General features: G+C 44.0%; 16 protein-coding genes. 7 read left to right on the top strand and 9 right to left on the bottom strand.

The window, feature by feature from the left end; translation table 11 throughout:
* Positions 1–107 precede the first annotated feature (107 nt).
* The 4 genes from R7F07_RS12040 to R7F07_RS12025 form a co-directional block, all read right to left on the bottom strand.
* Entirely contained in the window at positions 108–1184 is a 1077-nt protein-coding gene (locus tag R7F07_RS12040) for a PQQ-dependent sugar dehydrogenase (RefSeq protein ID WP_005388249.1), read from the bottom strand.
* Between the two features lie 149 nt (positions 1185–1333).
* Positions 1334–2482, bottom strand: a complete 1149-nt coding sequence (yiaY, locus tag R7F07_RS12035; RefSeq protein WP_171342529.1) for an L-threonine dehydrogenase — start codon at positions 2480–2482, stop codon at positions 1334–1336.
* A gap of 333 nt (positions 2483–2815) precedes the next feature.
* Positions 2816–3466, bottom strand: a complete 651-nt coding sequence (gene elbB, locus R7F07_RS12030) for an isoprenoid biosynthesis glyoxalase ElbB (protein WP_154203939.1) — start codon at positions 3464–3466, stop codon at positions 2816–2818.
* Positions 3467–3478: 12 nt separating this feature from the next.
* The gene (locus R7F07_RS12025; RefSeq protein WP_171342530.1) at positions 3479–3628 is read right to left on the bottom strand and encodes a hypothetical protein; all 150 of its coding nucleotides are present in this window, start codon (positions 3626–3628) and stop codon (positions 3479–3481) included.
* Positions 3629–3748: 120 nt separating this feature from the next.
* On the opposite strand from R7F07_RS12025, the gene yddG reads away from it, so the two are divergent.
* Positions 3749–4651 (top strand): aromatic amino acid DMT transporter YddG, encoded by a 903-nt coding sequence (gene yddG, locus R7F07_RS12020; protein WP_005389394.1) that lies wholly within the window; start codon positions 3749–3751, stop codon positions 4649–4651.
* Positions 4652–4802: 151 nt separating this feature from the next.
* Here the strand turns inward: yddG and R7F07_RS12015 are convergent, their stop codons facing one another.
* A complete protein-coding gene (locus R7F07_RS12015) occupies positions 4803–5696 on the bottom strand; it encodes a cation diffusion facilitator family transporter (protein ID WP_171342531.1) in 894 nt (297 codons plus the stop codon).
* Between the two features lie 176 nt (positions 5697–5872).
* Positions 5873–6751: a LysR family transcriptional regulator gene (locus tag R7F07_RS12010; RefSeq protein ID WP_005375568.1), complete on the bottom strand. Its 879-nt coding sequence runs from the start codon at positions 6749–6751 to the stop codon at positions 5873–5875.
* A gap of 171 nt (positions 6752–6922) precedes the next feature.
* Here R7F07_RS12010 and R7F07_RS12005 point away from each other — a divergent pair, with 171 nt between their 5' ends.
* Positions 6923–7498, top strand: a complete 576-nt coding sequence (locus R7F07_RS12005; protein ID WP_017821100.1) for a class I SAM-dependent DNA methyltransferase — start codon at positions 6923–6925, stop codon at positions 7496–7498.
* Positions 7499–7647: 149 nt separating this feature from the next.
* Here the strand turns inward: R7F07_RS12005 and R7F07_RS12000 are convergent, their stop codons facing one another.
* The gene (locus R7F07_RS12000; RefSeq protein ID WP_171342532.1) at positions 7648–9621 is read right to left on the bottom strand and encodes an acetoacetate--CoA ligase; all 1974 of its coding nucleotides are present in this window, start codon (positions 9619–9621) and stop codon (positions 7648–7650) included.
* Positions 9622–9843: 222 nt separating this feature from the next.
* Between R7F07_RS12000 and phhA the strand changes: the two genes are divergently transcribed.
* Both phhA and R7F07_RS11990 read left to right on the top strand, forming a co-directional pair.
* Positions 9844–10638, top strand: coding sequence for a phenylalanine 4-monooxygenase (gene phhA / locus R7F07_RS11995; RefSeq protein WP_005375564.1), 795 nt, complete (start codon positions 9844–9846; stop codon positions 10636–10638).
* On the top strand, positions 10628–10966 hold the full coding sequence (locus tag R7F07_RS11990; protein WP_005375563.1) for a 4a-hydroxytetrahydrobiopterin dehydratase: 339 nt from the start codon (positions 10628–10630) through the stop codon (positions 10964–10966). The genes phhA and R7F07_RS11990 overlap by 11 nt, the downstream gene beginning before the upstream one ends.
* A 70-nt stretch (positions 10967–11036) precedes the next feature.
* On the opposite strand, the gene R7F07_RS11985 is transcribed toward R7F07_RS11990, so the two are convergent.
* A complete protein-coding gene (locus R7F07_RS11985; RefSeq protein WP_054574382.1) occupies positions 11037–12806 on the bottom strand; it encodes a choice-of-anchor I family protein in 1770 nt (589 codons plus the stop codon).
* 199 nt (positions 12807–13005) lie between these two features.
* On the opposite strand from R7F07_RS11985, the gene R7F07_RS11980 reads away from it, so the two are divergent.
* Positions 13006–13350, top strand: coding sequence for a HopJ type III effector protein (locus R7F07_RS11980; protein WP_005375560.1), 345 nt, complete (start codon positions 13006–13008; stop codon positions 13348–13350).
* A gap of 38 nt (positions 13351–13388) precedes the next feature.
* On the opposite strand, the gene R7F07_RS11975 is transcribed toward R7F07_RS11980, so the two are convergent.
* Complete coding sequence (locus R7F07_RS11975; RefSeq protein ID WP_171342533.1) at positions 13389–13697, bottom strand: cysteine-rich CWC family protein; 309 nt, start codon at positions 13695–13697, stop codon at positions 13389–13391.
* Positions 13698–13840: 143 nt separating this feature from the next.
* On the opposite strand from R7F07_RS11975, the gene R7F07_RS11970 reads away from it, so the two are divergent.
* Both R7F07_RS11970 and R7F07_RS11965 read left to right on the top strand, forming a co-directional pair.
* Positions 13841–14074, top strand: coding sequence for a DUF3820 family protein (locus R7F07_RS11970; RefSeq protein WP_203535111.1), 234 nt, complete (start codon positions 13841–13843; stop codon positions 14072–14074).
* Positions 14052–15914: a recombinase family protein gene (locus tag R7F07_RS11965; protein ID WP_318110509.1), complete on the top strand. Its 1863-nt coding sequence runs from the start codon at positions 14052–14054 to the stop codon at positions 15912–15914. The genes R7F07_RS11970 and R7F07_RS11965 overlap by 23 nt, the downstream gene beginning before the upstream one ends.
* The last annotated feature ends 135 nt before the right edge of the window (positions 15915–16049 follow it).

Here is a 16049-nt window from a genome sequence, read left to right as displayed (position 1 = left end):
AAAAAACAAAAGGTTATTGTTAAGTTTAGATTCTTCTGCTTAGATTGTACGAAAATAAATCACTAGTACGTCACAAATTAAATAGTCTTAACGATTTTAGTGTTTGATTACCTTTCCTCAAGACGAAAGATTTTGCCGCTGTCGGTAGAAAAGTAGATATAACCATCGGGGCTGATGGTTATATCTCTTACTCGCTCACCAAGGTTCTCCATTAATCTTTTTGATTCGGTAAGCTTGCCATTATCAATAGAAACCACGTTGATGTGCGCCAGTTTTAATGCACCGGCGAGGATTTTCCCATCTAACTCTGGGTATTTATCACCACGGTACAAAATCATATTGCTGGGTGCGATAGAAGGGATGTATACCAGCTTGGGATCTTCCATTCCCGGTAACGACTTAGCTTCCCCAACGTCCAACGGTCCCCAATATTCTTTACCATGAGAGACTTTTGCCCAGCCGTAGTTTGCGCCTTTCTTGATTAGATTAATTTCATCGCCACCGCGTGGTCCATGCTCAATCGACCACAGCTGTTTAGTTGCTTCGTCGTAAAACATACCTTGTGGGTTGCGGTGCCCGTAACTCCATATCTCAGGACGAGCTTCGGAAGGTTTGAATGGGTTGTCTTGTGGAACCGAACCATCAAGGTTAAGGCGAAGAATACTGCCAGCATGGGTTTGAGTGTCTTGCCCATTATCACGTTCGCCACGGTCACCGATTGAGAAGTAAACTTTGTCGTCAACAAATGAAATTCGACTGCCGTAGTGACGCCCTGTGTCAGTGATGGCATCAGCAACAAAGAGATCTTTCCAGCTCACAAGCTGATTGTTTTGCAATTGCGCCGTCGCTAACGCCACCGTATTGCCTTTGCTCGTGCGCTTGCTGTAGGTAAAGAAGAGTTGCGGGTTTTGCTTATCGGCATTCGGTGCGAGTGCAACATCCAATAAACCAGCTTGTCCACTGGTGTTCACATTGGGGACGTTAAACAGCTTTTGAGGTTTGCCTGTGGTGATATCCAGCAACGAAACCGTACCGTTCTTTTCATTGACGATAACGCGTTGGTTATCTAAGAACTCGATCCCCCAAGGGATCTGAAATCCATTCGCCACTTCGTTGGCGCGGTATTCGGCAGTGTTGGCAGAAAAGGATAAACAAGCGAGTAGGATAGCAGCAATCGTTCTCATGGTTCCTTCCAATATGAATCGTGTTAATACTTAAAAGCTAACACTAAAAGACTATGTTTGGCAGAGATTCACTTGTATATGAATGTAAAAAATCCCCGATACGAGATCGGGGATTGAATTAAGGCTAGAGAATTGTTTATGTAGCGAGATTACATCGCTTCTTCGAAGATCTTAGAGATTTCTTCGTGAGTTGCTTGTTTAGGGTTAGTGAAACCACAAGCGTCTTTCAGTGCGTTGTCTGCTAGTGTTGGGATGTCTTCTAGTTTCGCACCAAGCTCTTTAATACCTGCTGGGATACCCACATCTTTCGCTAGAGTAACGATAGCGTCGATTGCTGCCGCTGCACCTTCTTCAGCAGACATGCCTGCTACGTTTACGCCCATTGCTTTCGCTACATCACGTAGACGCTCAGGACATACTTGCGCGTTGTAACGCTGTACGTGAGGTAGAAGAATCGCGTTACAAACACCGTGTGGAAGGTCGTAGAAACCACCTAGCTGGTGTGCCATTGCGTGTACGTAACCTAGAGAAGCGTTGTTGAACGCCATACCCGCCATGAACTGTGCGTATGCCATTTGTTCACGAGCTTCTAGATCTTCACCGTTTTTCACTGCTGTGCGTAGGTAAGCTTGGATAAGCTCAATCGCTTTGATTGCTACCGCATCAGTGATTGGTGTTGCCGCGATAGATACGTAAGCTTCAATCGCGTGAGTTAGGGCATCCATACCTGTTGCCGCAGTTAGCGAAGCAGGTTTAGCGAGCATTAGCTCTGGATCGTTTACCGAGATAAGCGGTGTTGTGTGCTTATCAACGATAGCCATCTTGATGTGACGCTCTTCGTCAGTGATGATGCAGAAACGCGTCATTTCAGATGCAGTACCTGCCGTCGTGTTGATTGCGATAAGTGGCATCATTGGTTTTGCAGATTGGTCTACGCCTTCGTAATCTGCGATTTTGCCGCCGTTAGAAGCAACAAGCGCGATACCTTTCGCACAGTCGTGTGGTGAACCACCACCTAGAGAGACAACGAAGTCACATTCGTTATCAGTAAGAAGTGCTAAGCCGTCGTTAACGTTGCTGATAGTTGGATTTGGTTGAGTGCCATCAAACACAACGGTTGCTACATCGCGCTCAGTGAGAAGGTCTTGAACTTGTTTGACTACACCGATTTGGTTAAGGATCTTATCCGTAACGATCAAACCTTTTTTAAAGCCTTGAGATTGGATGCTGTCTGCTGCGTCTTTCAAACAACCAGCGCCCATTAGGTTTACCGTAGGGATAAAAAATGCACTTGTCATATTGGATAGCTCCGTCGTTATTTTTAATAATCTTTCTTAATTTGCCATTTACTGTCGCACATTCGTTTCCAGATTGAAGTTGATCTGAAGCAAGTTTACCTACTTAGAGGTACTTGCAAGAGAAAAACTGTGACAGTGATCTTGTTGCACTGCGTATAAGTGCAACACTGATATAAAGTAGAACAAATATGAAACTATGGACGCAAACGATTGGCAGAAATTGACTTCTGACGCGGATATATCTCTAAATTCGACTAAAGTATAAAAAATCCCCATTAATAACTTAATTATCAATGGGGATAGAGAAGTGTTTTATAAGATAACTACTAATAATTAAGCTATTTTAATCAGCTTTGATACTAACTTTTCGATACCTGAAGCTGCTTGAGAGATATTCTCTGCCAACATGTAAGCAGGGGTTGAAAGTACGAGGTGTTTTTCATCAAAAACGATGTCTTCGACAGGGCACGTGGTGTGTTCACCGCCCATTTGATTAAATGCTATTGAGACTGCCTCATCGTTGCCCACCGTTCCTTTCACGCCTTGCTCATAAATCATCGGAATAATGACAGGAGAAATACACAGATAGCCAGCTGGTTTTTTCGAATTAGCAAACGCGCGACAAGCTTGAGCTACGTGTGTGTTAATGGAGCACTCTGCACCTGAAACGGCGAAGTCGGTTAAGTTTTTCGCAGCACCAAATCCACCTGGAAGCAGTAGGGCATCGTATTCATCAACGTTAAGTTTGGCGACATCGTCAATATTTCCGCGTGCAATACGAGCTGATTCGATCAATACGTTACGGGTTTCATCCATTTCGTCACCAGTTAGGTGATTGATGACATGGAGTTGGTCAATGTTAGGTGCAAAGCAGTGCCAAGTTGCACCTGCCTTCTCGATGGCGTAGAGCGCCAATACGGCTTCGTGGATCTCAGAACCGTCGTAAACGCCTGAACCACTTAAAATGACTGCGACTTTTTTCATGTTTGGATTCCTTTACTCTGAACGTTCCTTAGATTGCTCTTCGCTATCTAGACCATGCGTTTCCGAATGTGTTTTAACGTTTTCACTCTCGTTGTCATCTTCATCATAGTAGCGCACAACAAAGGGTGTAAGCATAACACTAGAGGGCAGAAAATATTTCATATCGACTCCAACGGCTTAATAGAATGATTTTTATACTGATTTTTATAAAACAGTACGTTGAACCTGATCATTTTTGAGTTAAGCTGACGTTTCCTTTGGCATTCGTGAGTGGTAGGTCACATGAAATCAGTGCAATTTCGTTTCACACTTTATGGTTGTATCGCGATTCTCTCTTGGAGTTGTCTGCTTGGCATCGCGAGGTTGGTTACGGAGAGTTTAGGTCCTGTAGGCGGGGCAGCCATGTTGTACTCTCTTAGCTCTGTTTTCCTTCTTATCGTGGTCGGTATTCCAAAGTTGTCTTACTTTTCTCCCAAGTATCTTGCGCTTGGTGGTGCGATGTTCGTCTGTTATGAAATATTTCTCGCTCTATCTTTGGGATATTCCAACTCGCGCGCGCAGGCAATTGAGGTGTCGATTGTCAATTACCTTTGGCCCGCACTGACGGTTTTATTTGCGGTCCTTGGCAGCAATAAAAAAACAAACTGGTTGCTTTATCCCGCAGTTACGCTGGCGTTTGTTGGGGTTGCTTGGACTGTGAGCGGTGAGAATGGCTTATCCATAACTCAGATCATGTCCAATGTTAGTAGTAACCCTCTGGTGTATTTTATGGCTTTCGCTGGCGCGGTTATATGGGCTTTTTATTGCAACTTAACCCAAAGGCAGCAATCTAAACATAATGCGATTACCCTGTTTTTCATTGCAACAGCTGTTTCGCTTTGGGTCAAATACGCGTTTACGGATGAGCCACCAATGACATTCAGTTGGGAAGCGATGGGGTACTTAGTGGCCTCTGCGGCTTTAATGGCTGGTGGTTATGGTTTATGGAATATCGCGATCGTTGGCGGCAATATGGTTTTTCTCGCCACCTTGTCTTACTTCACACCCATTTTTTCCGCTTTATTTTCTTCCATTATTCTTGGCGTAACTCTGAGCCATAGCTTTTGGCAGGGCGTTGTGATGGTAACGGTGGGCTCGCTGATGTGTTGGTTAGTCACCAAAGAGAAGCGCGAAGCGGCTGGGTAAGTTACCAACGAGATCAGAGAATTTAAGTGAGCAACGAACAGATCTCCCTTGCGAGCTGTATTCGAATACGAAGAAACTAAATCGAAAAAATTAAAAAAGCTCCCGAGATTGGGAGCTTTTTATTGAGTTTTAACGGCTCTTTGGTGGCGCTCTAATAAGCGACGTTCAAGTGTAGTTGAAGCTTGAATCTGTGCTTCGACAGTCGCTTGATAAGCTGCTTACGAGTGTGCTCTAGTGTATCAAGCTCCAATGTGTCGTCATCAATATGTACGTCCACATTTACTCGTAGCTCTTGGCCCACCTTCGTTACGCCAGCCAGTTTCAATTGATGCTCAGTCACTTTTTCAATCTCAAGAACATCTTTGCCAACGCTCTGACACAGCTCTTTGCTTGGTGTCATCATTAGTAGTTCACGTAGGGCACCTACTAGCATATCGAACGGTACTTTGAGGAAGTAAAAGCCCATTAAAACCATCATCATGGGGTCGGCATATACCGCATACTCAGAGAATGGCGTTAGTGAAACAGCCCAAGCCGAGATAAATCCTACGGTCACCGCCACACTCAACAAAGTATCCATTTGCCACTGTTTTTTCTCCGCTTCAATCAAGCCTGATGAGAAGCGGCGGCTGCGTTTCGCCATAAGCCACCAAGCGTAACCACAACCGATAACATTCACGATGCCGAATAAGGTCGCAATAGAAGCATCGACCTCGCGACCTCCAGACATCAATGCTGATATCGCAGAGTAGAGAGAGAAGCTTACAACCACTAAAATGACGGCTGCTTTTATCGCAATAACGATTGGTTCTAAGACCGCTTTTCCAAATGGGAATACAGATTTTGAAGGCTTGTTAATATAGTAAGAAGCGGCCAGTGACAATAAAGTTAACAGTAAGCTGACCAAAGAGTAAACACCGTCAAACACGATGACAATTGATCCTACAAGCAAGCCAAGTACCATACCACCAGCAGCGAACCCAGATGCCAAAAGGGCTGAAATGGTTAGAATACGGTTTTCGTTTTTGCTTGTCCTGTCACACATAAAAGATGCCTTTGAATTTTAATACCTTACTATTCTTCGCTCATAAGGTAATTTAGGCAACCACAAAGTGACCAGTAACTAATCTAAAAAATTGCGTTTTTATTTATATTCCTATAAAACAATGGCTTACTGTGATTTTTTGGTGTCAGTAAAATTGACGCTCACTGATAAAATGTTTAGAAGTCAAATAAATACTCGCTCAATTTATCTGCTAACCACGTCATTGCTGGATGCTCAGTATGGCCGTTAGGTGAAAACATACAGTAGTCTTCTTGCGTCAATCCGTATGTGTGTTTGATAACGGCGAGCTTCTGCTGACGAAGGTAATGGCGGATTAATGGTTCTGGAAGCACGCCCCAAGCGTCTTCTTCTAAGATGGTGTTCAGCATGTAGTCAAAACTCGAAAAACCAATATATCGAGTCGAGAAAGGTTGCAGTTCAGGGTTGTCTTTCTCATTTAGGTACACCATTAGTGCTTGCATCTGACTACGTAGATCTTCGTCTGAGACACGGCGCATCTTACTTAGGCGGTGTTCTACACTGCATACTGACATCATACGTATCTTGCCTAATGGGTTATATACGATACGAGGATCGTCTACTCGCTCATAATCAACGCCGAAAGCAAAATCTACTTGGTGGGTACTGACCAAGTTGGCTAAGTCGCCACTGGATGCCAAGATTAAGTTGAAGGTTGTTGAAGGAAAGCGGTTATTCAATGTATGAGATAATTCTTGCCAGAGATCATCAGGTAAGGAGTCGTCACGTGCTACCCAAACTTCCGCGTTAAACCCTTCCGAGATTTGAGCGCAGGTCTTTCTGACCCGTTGTGCGATGATAAGTAGGTGTTCGCAATCTTTGTAAATGGCTTTCCCAGCTTCAGAGAGGGTGAGCTGGTTGCCAGTTCGGTTAAACAATTCAACGTCGAGATCTTTCTCTAATGCCTTAATCGACATACTGAGTTTGGTGCGATTGCAGTCGAGTTGCCTTGCCGCTTCAGAAACAGAACCACACTCAGCGATGGTGCAGAAGGCTTCTACTTGAGTTAAGTTCATGATTTGACACAACCAATAAATGAATTCAAATAATTTGGGTATTATGCAGATGCGCTCCCAAAGCCATGAAAGATTATCGAAAAAAACGCGAATCCGCCAGATAAGTCTATGGTCTTTTAACGGTTTTGCGGTAATCTATGTGGGTTACAAAAAGTGAACATGGAGGCCACGATGGCACAAGATTGGGACGGCTTAGCAAAAAACTGGGAATCAAATCCAGCAACAGAGCAATTTGCGCAGTCGGTGTTTGAGCAGTTACAACAGCTAACTCAGCTTGATGGCATTAAAGTACTAGATTTTGGATGCGGAACAGGGCAGTTAAGTCAACGATTGTCACCGATGGTTAAAGACATCGTAGCATTAGACGCATCGGAAGCCATGATTGAGGAACTCGATAAAAAAGAGCTCGTCAACGTAGAACCTGTGGTAGATGCATTATCTCGCGGCTTGGTCGCTCAGCACCCTGCGTTTCGTGGACAGTTCGACTTGGTGGTTGCATCATCAGTTTTAGCGTTTGTGGAAGACTTAGACGCGTCATTAACGATCTCGCATTCTCTACTTAACCACGGCGGCTATTTTGTTCATTTTGATTGGATTGCAGAATGTGAACAAGACGGTTTTACCCTTGCGAAGTCTGAGCGTGCACTGAAAGAAGCAGGCTTTACTGAAGTTGAATCGCAACACGTTTTTGACATTACATCTGATGGTAAAACAATGTCGGTATTAATGGGGCTTGGTCGTCGCTAATACTGCTGAATAAAGAACACAAAATGACAAAAGCGAGCTAACAAGCTCGCTTTTTTCTTATCTGCTGAGGGTATATGTAACTTCACTTGCTCTAAACAAGTCGTCGTGGTGCAGGCAAGGACATACTCGAACAACTAAGTCTTCGGAGGTTATTTTGAGACGACTATCCTGCGTATCTCCTCCAGCACTTCAGGGTTGGCTATTGCGCCTAAATTTTCGACGTTTCGGTTGTTAACGACTTGCTTAACGGCTAACTCGACCAGCTTTCCTGAGCGTGTCTTAGGTATATCGCTTATTGCGTAAATCGCACTAGGTACATGCCTTGGAGAACATGCAGACTTTAGCTGTGCTTTGATGGAAGCGATCATCTCGTCATTGAGCTCTACCCCTTTGACTAATTGGACAAACAGCCATATTTGTTCGTTGCGATCGACTTCTTTTCCTACTGCGATGGAATCTAGAATACCGTCTATACTGTTCACTTGCTGATAGATTTCGGCCGTGCCGATTCTTACGCCACCGGGATTCAACGTGGTATCACTTCGACCATAAAACACGTATCCACCAACGCTGGTTTGTTCAACATCGTCGCCGTGGTGCCAAATATTGTCGAACTTATCCCAATAAGCACGATGATATCTCTCCCCGGTGTCGTTCCAAAAGCCAGCGGGGAAGTTGGGCAATGAATTGGCACAAACCAACTCACCGCGCTCTCCGATTACGCTATTACCCTGCGGGTTAAAGACTCTGACATCGACCCCTAATCCCGCTGATTGGCACTCTCCTCGATAAACGGGAGAAATAGGGTTGCCTAACACAAAGCAGCCACAAATGTCTGTCCCGCCTGAGATCGATGCGAGGTGGACATCTTCTTTAATGTGCTGATAGACATAATCAAACTGTTCTGGATACAGAACTGAGCCCGTTGAGCAAATGGTTTTCAGACTTGGAAATGCATCACTTTTCGGCGGAGAAAAAGAAACTTTTTCCAATGCCTCTAGGTATTTCGCCGAAGTTCCAAACAGCGTCACTTCGGCTTGTTCAGCGAGGTCCCAAAGCACGTTATGAGTGGGATAAACAGGGCTACCATCAAAAATTACTAAACATGCGCCGCTCGCGAGTGAAGAAACGTGCCAGTTCCACATCATCCAGCCACAGGTCGTGTAATAAAACACTCTGTCGTTCGGTTGGATGTCGCAATGCAGTTGATGCTCTTTCAAATGGTTAAGCACTGTTCCGCCGACGGAATGAACGATGCATTTCGGTTTGCCTGTCGTGCCTGAAGAATAGAGCACGAATAGCGGATCGTTAAAATTAACACGAGTAAAAGTCAGCGCTTCGGGTGTGTATTGATTCAGGACGTTTTGCCAATCTTGAGTGCAGACGTCGCATTCAAAAATGTGTGGTTTCAGGTAGCTAATTTGGCAAACCTGTTTAAGACCATCAAGATGATCCGCAATATGCTGGTTTTTCTCAGACATATCGAAAGTTTTGCCATTGAATGTATAGCCATCACAAGTAAACAGGATTTTAGGTTTCACTTGACCAAAGCGCTCCAAAACGCTTTCAACGCCAAAATCAGGTGAGGTAGAAGTCCAGGTTGCCCCTAAACTGGTGGTTGCTAACATGGCTATCACCGTTTGAGGTAGGTGAGGTAAATAACCAGCGACGACATCACCTTGCTTAATTCCACATTCTTTCAACCATTGCTGCACACTCGAAACTTCTTCGCACAATTGTTTCCAGGTGTAGGTCTGTTTTTCTTCACGTTCATTTTCAAACCAAATCGCGAGATCATCGGGTTGGTGACACGCGTAGGTTAGCAAATTTTCGGCGTAGTTAATTTGCGCGTTTGGGAACCATTTTATATCCCTATTTTCAACAGGTTGCTGCCAGCGACTTTCTGCTCGCTCTTTTATGGTCTCTCCCTGAGTGCCAATGACGTCGCAGAATAGCCAAACTTCTTGCCAAAATTTTTCTACATGATCGAGTGACCATTGATGCAGATCAGCGAAGCTTTCAAGGGTATTTCCTTGTCGATTAATGTGTTCAATAAACTGTGTAATGTTGGCTTCTTCGATACGACTTTCGCTCGGTTGCCATACTTTGCTGCTCTCGCGCATAGGTCCCTCTATAACAAAGTGATAACAGGTTTTAGTTTGAGAGGAATACACGATAAAGTCAAACAAGCCAGAGATTATATCGTGTCATAAAAATCATGCAGTTACGATGCATTGTAAACAATATGTTACATCGGGATGGTGCTGAGAAAATCGCGCAGGGATTGGAAGCTCTTAAGACTACAGATAGGCTTAATGTAAAGGATTTGTTAATGGAGATGAGCCATGACGCAGTATCGTTCTAAACCCGTAAACCAGGAAGGCAGGGTTGAATGGAGCCGTGAAGAAGACGCCATTTGGCGAGATTTGGTAACACGACAAATGGGTGTGATCCAAAACAGAGCTTGTGAGGCTTATTTACACGGTTTGACGCTGCTTGATTTACCTCAAGACCGCGTTCCTCAGTTACCAGAAATTAATCGTGTCTTGATGGAGACAACAGGTTGGCAAGTGGAGCCCGTTCCCGCGCTTATTGATTTCGACCGATTTTTTAATCTACTCGGTAATAAGCGCTTTCCAGTCGCCACATTCTTGCGTACAAGAGATGAGTTCGATTACTTACAGGAGCCAGATTTCTTCCACGAAATATTTGGTCATTGCGCGATGTTAACCAACCCAGACTTTGCTGCATTTACCGAGCATTATGGTCAACTAGGGCAAGCCGCTACCCCAAAACAAAGAGCCTATCTCGCTCGTCTCTACTGGTTTACCGTAGAGTTTGGTTTGGTGAAAGAAGGGGACAAAACCAAAATTTACGGTGGTGGTATTCTTTCATCTCCTGGCGAAACCCTCTACGCATTAGAGAGTGATGCAGCAATTCGCGACCCATTTGAATTACAAACTGTGCTGAGAACGCCTTATCGTATCGACATCATGCAACCGAAGTACTACGTGATTGATGACTTTTCTCAGCTTTTTAAAATCAGTCAGTTGAATTTATTGAAACAAGCCGATCTAGCGATTGAAGCTGGACTGCTTCCTCCACTTTTTGAACCAAAGGAACCTGCTCATGTTGAATGAACAAAAATGCGAAGCTTGTAGTATCGATGCCATTGCACTAAGCAAAGAAGAACAACAATCTCTGCTGCTGCAATTGTCTGATTGGCAGATCATTGAAAGAGAAGACATACCTCAACTAGAAAAGGTGTATAAATTTAAGAACTTCAAACAAGCATGGGCTTTCAGTAACAAAATCGCGGAACTGGCAGAAGATGAGTTCCACCATCCTTCTATTTTGTTGGAGTGGGGTAAGGTTACCGTAACGTGGTGGAGTCACTCTATCAAAGGTCTGCATAAAAACGATTTTATCTGCGCATCAAAGTGTGACGCGCTAGCATCGGCAGAGTAGGACATTACCTCATACAAAAAACGCCCGGCTTACGTCGGGCGTTTTGGTTCTAAATGACTTTTACATTACTTTATAGATTGATTCGGAAGACGGATGTCGTGCCCGATACCTCATTGCCAACGACGATAAAATGACCACCGTTACGGGTAAAGTAATTAATGGACTCTGGACCTAAATCGCCTGCTTTTGGATTGTATGTGTCGTTCATGCATTCGCCATCTTCGACTTCTGTACATACTGGCTGATTGTAATCACGGCGGTTGACGTAATGCATAAACTGCGCTTGTTTCGGGTCTGTGATGTCATAAATCATGATACCGCCTTGACGCTCCAAGCCGATAAACGCGTAATGACGACCGTTAATTTGTGCTACTTCAATCGCCTCTGGCTCAATACCTTTATCATCACTTCGGTCATCGCCACTATTATTGTTATCGTTGGTGCTGTTGAAGTTCTTGCCTTCATTCAGCAGCGCGATAGTCGCGAAATCGTCACCACTATCGAAGACCAACTTGCCGTTTTCATCCCAAATCGAGAATGAACGCGCGCCAAATGATTGAACATTCTCTTGTGCAGAAAGCGTTTGTTCCGGCTTAATCACTTTTAAACGCGCGAGTTGTTTGTTGTCTTTTAGTGCCTCTGCCAATGGGTGTTCTGCTGCCACTTTCAGCTTCTTACCGCGCACTTCATCAATATGGCTTAAACAGGCTCCTTGCTCAGATGTATATTCATCTGTACCGAGGTAATCGTCTTCATCCCACATAAAGCCAGCTTTGTCGCACAGTTCTTGAGTGGTTTTGAATCCGTACTCACGCCCGTCGCCTTCATTTGCCGATACGATGTAAGTACTCCCATTCACTGAGTAGCTGTCGATAGTGTCAGGCATAAATAAGCCAACCAGTTGTGGGTAGCTTTTCAAGTTCCCAATGATTTTGTCTTTGTTGGATGCATCGAGTTTAGCGCCCGACCAAGACTTCTCACCTGAGCCAACAATTTTTTCTACCGATTTGCTCTCTGGATTGACGATTGCCATGGCGTTATTTTCTTGTAGCGCGACATAGATTTTACCGTTATCTGCAAAAGTGAGGTATTCAGGCTCTAGATCTTGTGCGACGGTGGCGTTTGGCCCCGAAATACGCACATTCATTGGGAGCTCTGCTTTTCGTGAACCATCAAATTCGTTAAAGCCAATTTGTGTCACTTCTGCTTGAGTAACACCAAGGCTCAGATCGATCAAAGTGATACTACCTTCAGGGTCAATGCTGTAATCGCTGTTTGGTTCTCCTTCATTAGCGGTTGCGATGTATCGGCCATCTTTCGAGAAGCCAACCATGTCTGGCAATGCGCCTGTTGGAAACGTCATGACTAATGACAAATCGTCGGAGCGGTACAAGCCAACAATACCATTCGCTTGTTTATTACTGTTTTCAATCGCAACAGCTACCAAACCATTGAATACAGCGACACTGTTTGCTGCGCCAATTTCAATGCCCGCTGCTTCGCCAGCGCTGTTGAGATCAATGAATGCGCTTTGCGTTGGTACGCCGTTGTCATCCATAGACATTACATCGACACGTTTTGCTTGAGCATTAACCACATAGAGCTTATCTGTACAGGCGTCATAACTCACGATTTCAGCTGCCGATGTGTCGAATGGTGCATCAGCAACGGATGTTCCGATAAACGTTAAACCTTGAATTGACGTTTCCCCAGTAACGGGTGCAGTGGTAGGTTTGCATTGTGTAGCGAATGAAGCCACGGTATCTTCGGGTTGTGATGAACACGCGATGGCAAGTGATGACAATGCGAGTGCACCGATTGCCTTTAAAGGGGTGATCATGATATCTCCTTATCAATCCGATAGGTTGTCAATCAGCATGTGTTTTATGCTGCTGTCCATTTCCGCAACTGGAATGATAGAGCGCTGAATGACGTGTGATTTGGTAAGGCTCTGAATATATGTATGATTGATGACTCTTATATTGGCTTTTTATGAAACTAATATGTCATCAATATGATGAAGTAGGGATAGAGGAATAATGGAATTAAAATCGTTTTTAGATTTATTGGCAGCGTCACCAGAGCAGGTCGAATTTGAAGCAACGATGGCGGTGATCGAAGATAACTATACGTTTGAGCCAACCGCTTTTGTAAATGGTGAGACACAAAACAATGCAGGCGAGAACAACGGTTCGTGTAAGATCTTCGCTTTCGGTTTGCTAAACAACCTAGACAAAGAAGCGACGCTAGCCTGCTTTGGCCGTTTTTATCGTGAAGATGTATTGCAGCATCCAGAGAACAGCGATCACCAGAATATTCGTAATTTTATGGTGACAGGGTGGGAAGGCATTAAGTTTGAAGCGTCCGCTTTAACCGCTAAATAAACACCAGTCAGAAAACGATGATCAGTAAGCCAGTCGTATTACGCGACTGGCTTTTTTTCTAGACATTTTCGGCACAAACACAGTTGGTTGGCGCTTGGCTTGGGTAAATCACGGGTTTCAATAGTAAAGCACCAGCATGTCTCTTTGCCTGCGGCGATATCACAATGGGCTTGAGTCCCGCACTCAGGACAACTGTGCGTTGAATCTTCTCCTGCGATTTGTTCGATAATCACATCTCGTTGGAGATCGGTTTTGTCTTTCCATTGGATGATTTCATCCATCGTCCGGTGACAACCAGAGCATATTCCGGCGTTATTTTTACATGCTGCTCGACAAGGTGACTTCATTGCTTTCTCGTTCTCATTTTTTATGCCGCGTACTCTAGCACAAAGCGAGTCAAGGCCGCCAAAATAAACGTGACTGCGATTTGCTGGTGAGGAGGGAGAACCAGTGTTACCCTTGGGCGAGTTACCTTAACTCTCTGTCACTTATGTTAGAAAAAGAAAACCTCATTAAACTCGCTAGAATGCAAATGCCATTTGGGAAATATGCAGGGCGAGTGTTAATCGACCTGCCTGAAGAATACTTACTGTGGTTTGCCAATAAAAAACAATTCCCTTCGGGAGAATTAGGTGATTTAATGCAGCTCTGCTTAGCCCTCAAAATTGAGGGCTTAGATTCTGTTGTTAAACCACTGAAGTATGATCACACCAAAAATTTATAACTATGCTCGCGTCAGCAGCACAAAACAACTTAAAGGCTTTGGCCTAGAGACCCAGCAGCAACGAAGCGTACTGGAAGATTTAGCTCGAAAGTATGAGCTTCCAATTCATGATGAGAACTTTGTTGATGAAGGGGTAAGTGCATATCATGGGAAGCATAAAGATGGACAGCTAGGGCGTGTCTTATCACTAATCGATAGCGGTAGGATATCATCGGGCTCAATTCTTGTGGTTTTTTCTCTGGATCGATTGAGTCGAGAAACTGTCAACGTCGCGATGGAACAGCTCCTGAGCATCATCAATAGAGGCGTCAGAGTTTACACGCATATCGATGGCAAAATGTTCGATGCAGAGAGTTCTAACTTAACAGCTGATCTGATTTTTTCGCTTATCGCTATGCAAAGGGCTAATGAAGAATCAGCGACTAAGAGCAAGCGTATAATTGCGGCACAAAAACAGGCTCTTAAGGGATGGAAAAAAGATGGTAAGCCTAGAGGTGCACTTGGAAGAGGCCCCCTCTGGATAGATCAACCCACTAACAGCTTTAATGATAATGCGGTAGGCATTAGGGCAGCCGTTGATTTGTTATTGCAGGGGGTGAGTACCATCAAAGTTAAACAACACTTGGATGAGAATTTCCCTTATAAAAGATCTCGCAAAACATCTATAAAACAAGCACCGACTTGGGATTACGGTGTCATCGATCAACTGTGGCGAAAGACATCATTGATTGGTGAGAAACGCCTGACTATCGAAGGCCAAGAGCATGTTCTAAGCAATTACTATCCATCGCTCATCAGTCTAGAGAAGTTCAATAAACTCACTAGGCTAAAAAAGCCAAAATTGGGTCGCTCAACATCCACTGGTAGTATTCATCTCTTAAAGGGATTAGCTCGCTGTGGCATTTGCGGCAGTGCTATGGTCTTCGTTGACAAAGCTCAACATAGCAAGAACTATGTTTGTTCACTGGCAGTAAAAGGAGAGCCACTTCACAATCGAGAAGTCTTTAGTGCTGAACTGCTGGAGCTGTTAACTCTTGAAGTTTGTAGAGACCAATATCTTATTAATAGCTTCAATGCTCAACTAGACGTAGAAAAAAAAGCCAAAGCTGAATACGAATTGGCTGAAGAGAAAAAGCAACTTGAAGATCTGAAAAGCAGATACAAGCAAAAATCACGTGCTTCTTTGCTAGATCTTATTGAAGATACGGAAGATAAGATTGAAGTTCTTGAGCAACAATTAGCGTCATTTGAGACGTTTGATCTCTCTGATAATCTTCACTTATTGAACAGTGATATTTTTACTGAAGAAGTGAGAACAAACTTTCAGCATAGTTCTAGAGCAGAGATCATCGATAATCTGAAGTCTGTTCTATCTGATGTGACTCTCAATCGTGTAGTTGAAGCCAGTGAGTTTACAAAAACTGGCACAGTAAACTGCGTAAGTATTACGTGGCGTTTCAAGAACGATCAAACTCGTAGCATTTCAGTCAAGCCGTTTAGATACATCGGCACAGGTTCGAATAAGAAGTTATTTGTTCCTGTAAGGTATGAGTATACCGTTCCAGTAATAGATGAGGAAAATCGCCGCGGTGAAAAGTTTGTGCCTGACATGATTAAAAAGCTGCATGAGAAAAAGCTACTCAACAAACTGTATCCGAGCAAGGGGCGCTATCAATGGGATAAGCTCGAGTTTGTATTGGGAGAATTTCAGACTGGCTTGCATAATTTCCTACCTAATTTCGTTGCTGACCCTGATCCAGATGCTTTTTGGGGGGATATGGTGGATAAAGCAAGAGCCAAAGGGACGCGCTATACTGTGTTGAGTAAGAACGTTATTTAATGGATGAACTGAGGAGAGGTGCTACCCCTCCTTTTTTCATATTTAGGGACAATAACTACTCTAAGGTACTTAACTAGACATTATGTTATAAAGCCGTAACAAGTCTTGGATGAAATAGACTCAGGCTTATTAAGC

The sequence above is a fragment of the Vibrio sp. YT-16 genome (assembly GCF_033337405.1).
GTDB classification, from domain to species: Bacteria; Pseudomonadota; Gammaproteobacteria; order Enterobacterales; family Vibrionaceae; genus Vibrio; species Vibrio alginolyticus.
The sequence above is the reverse complement of the archived record's forward strand: the minus strand, read 5'-3'. Positions and strand labels throughout refer to the sequence as shown.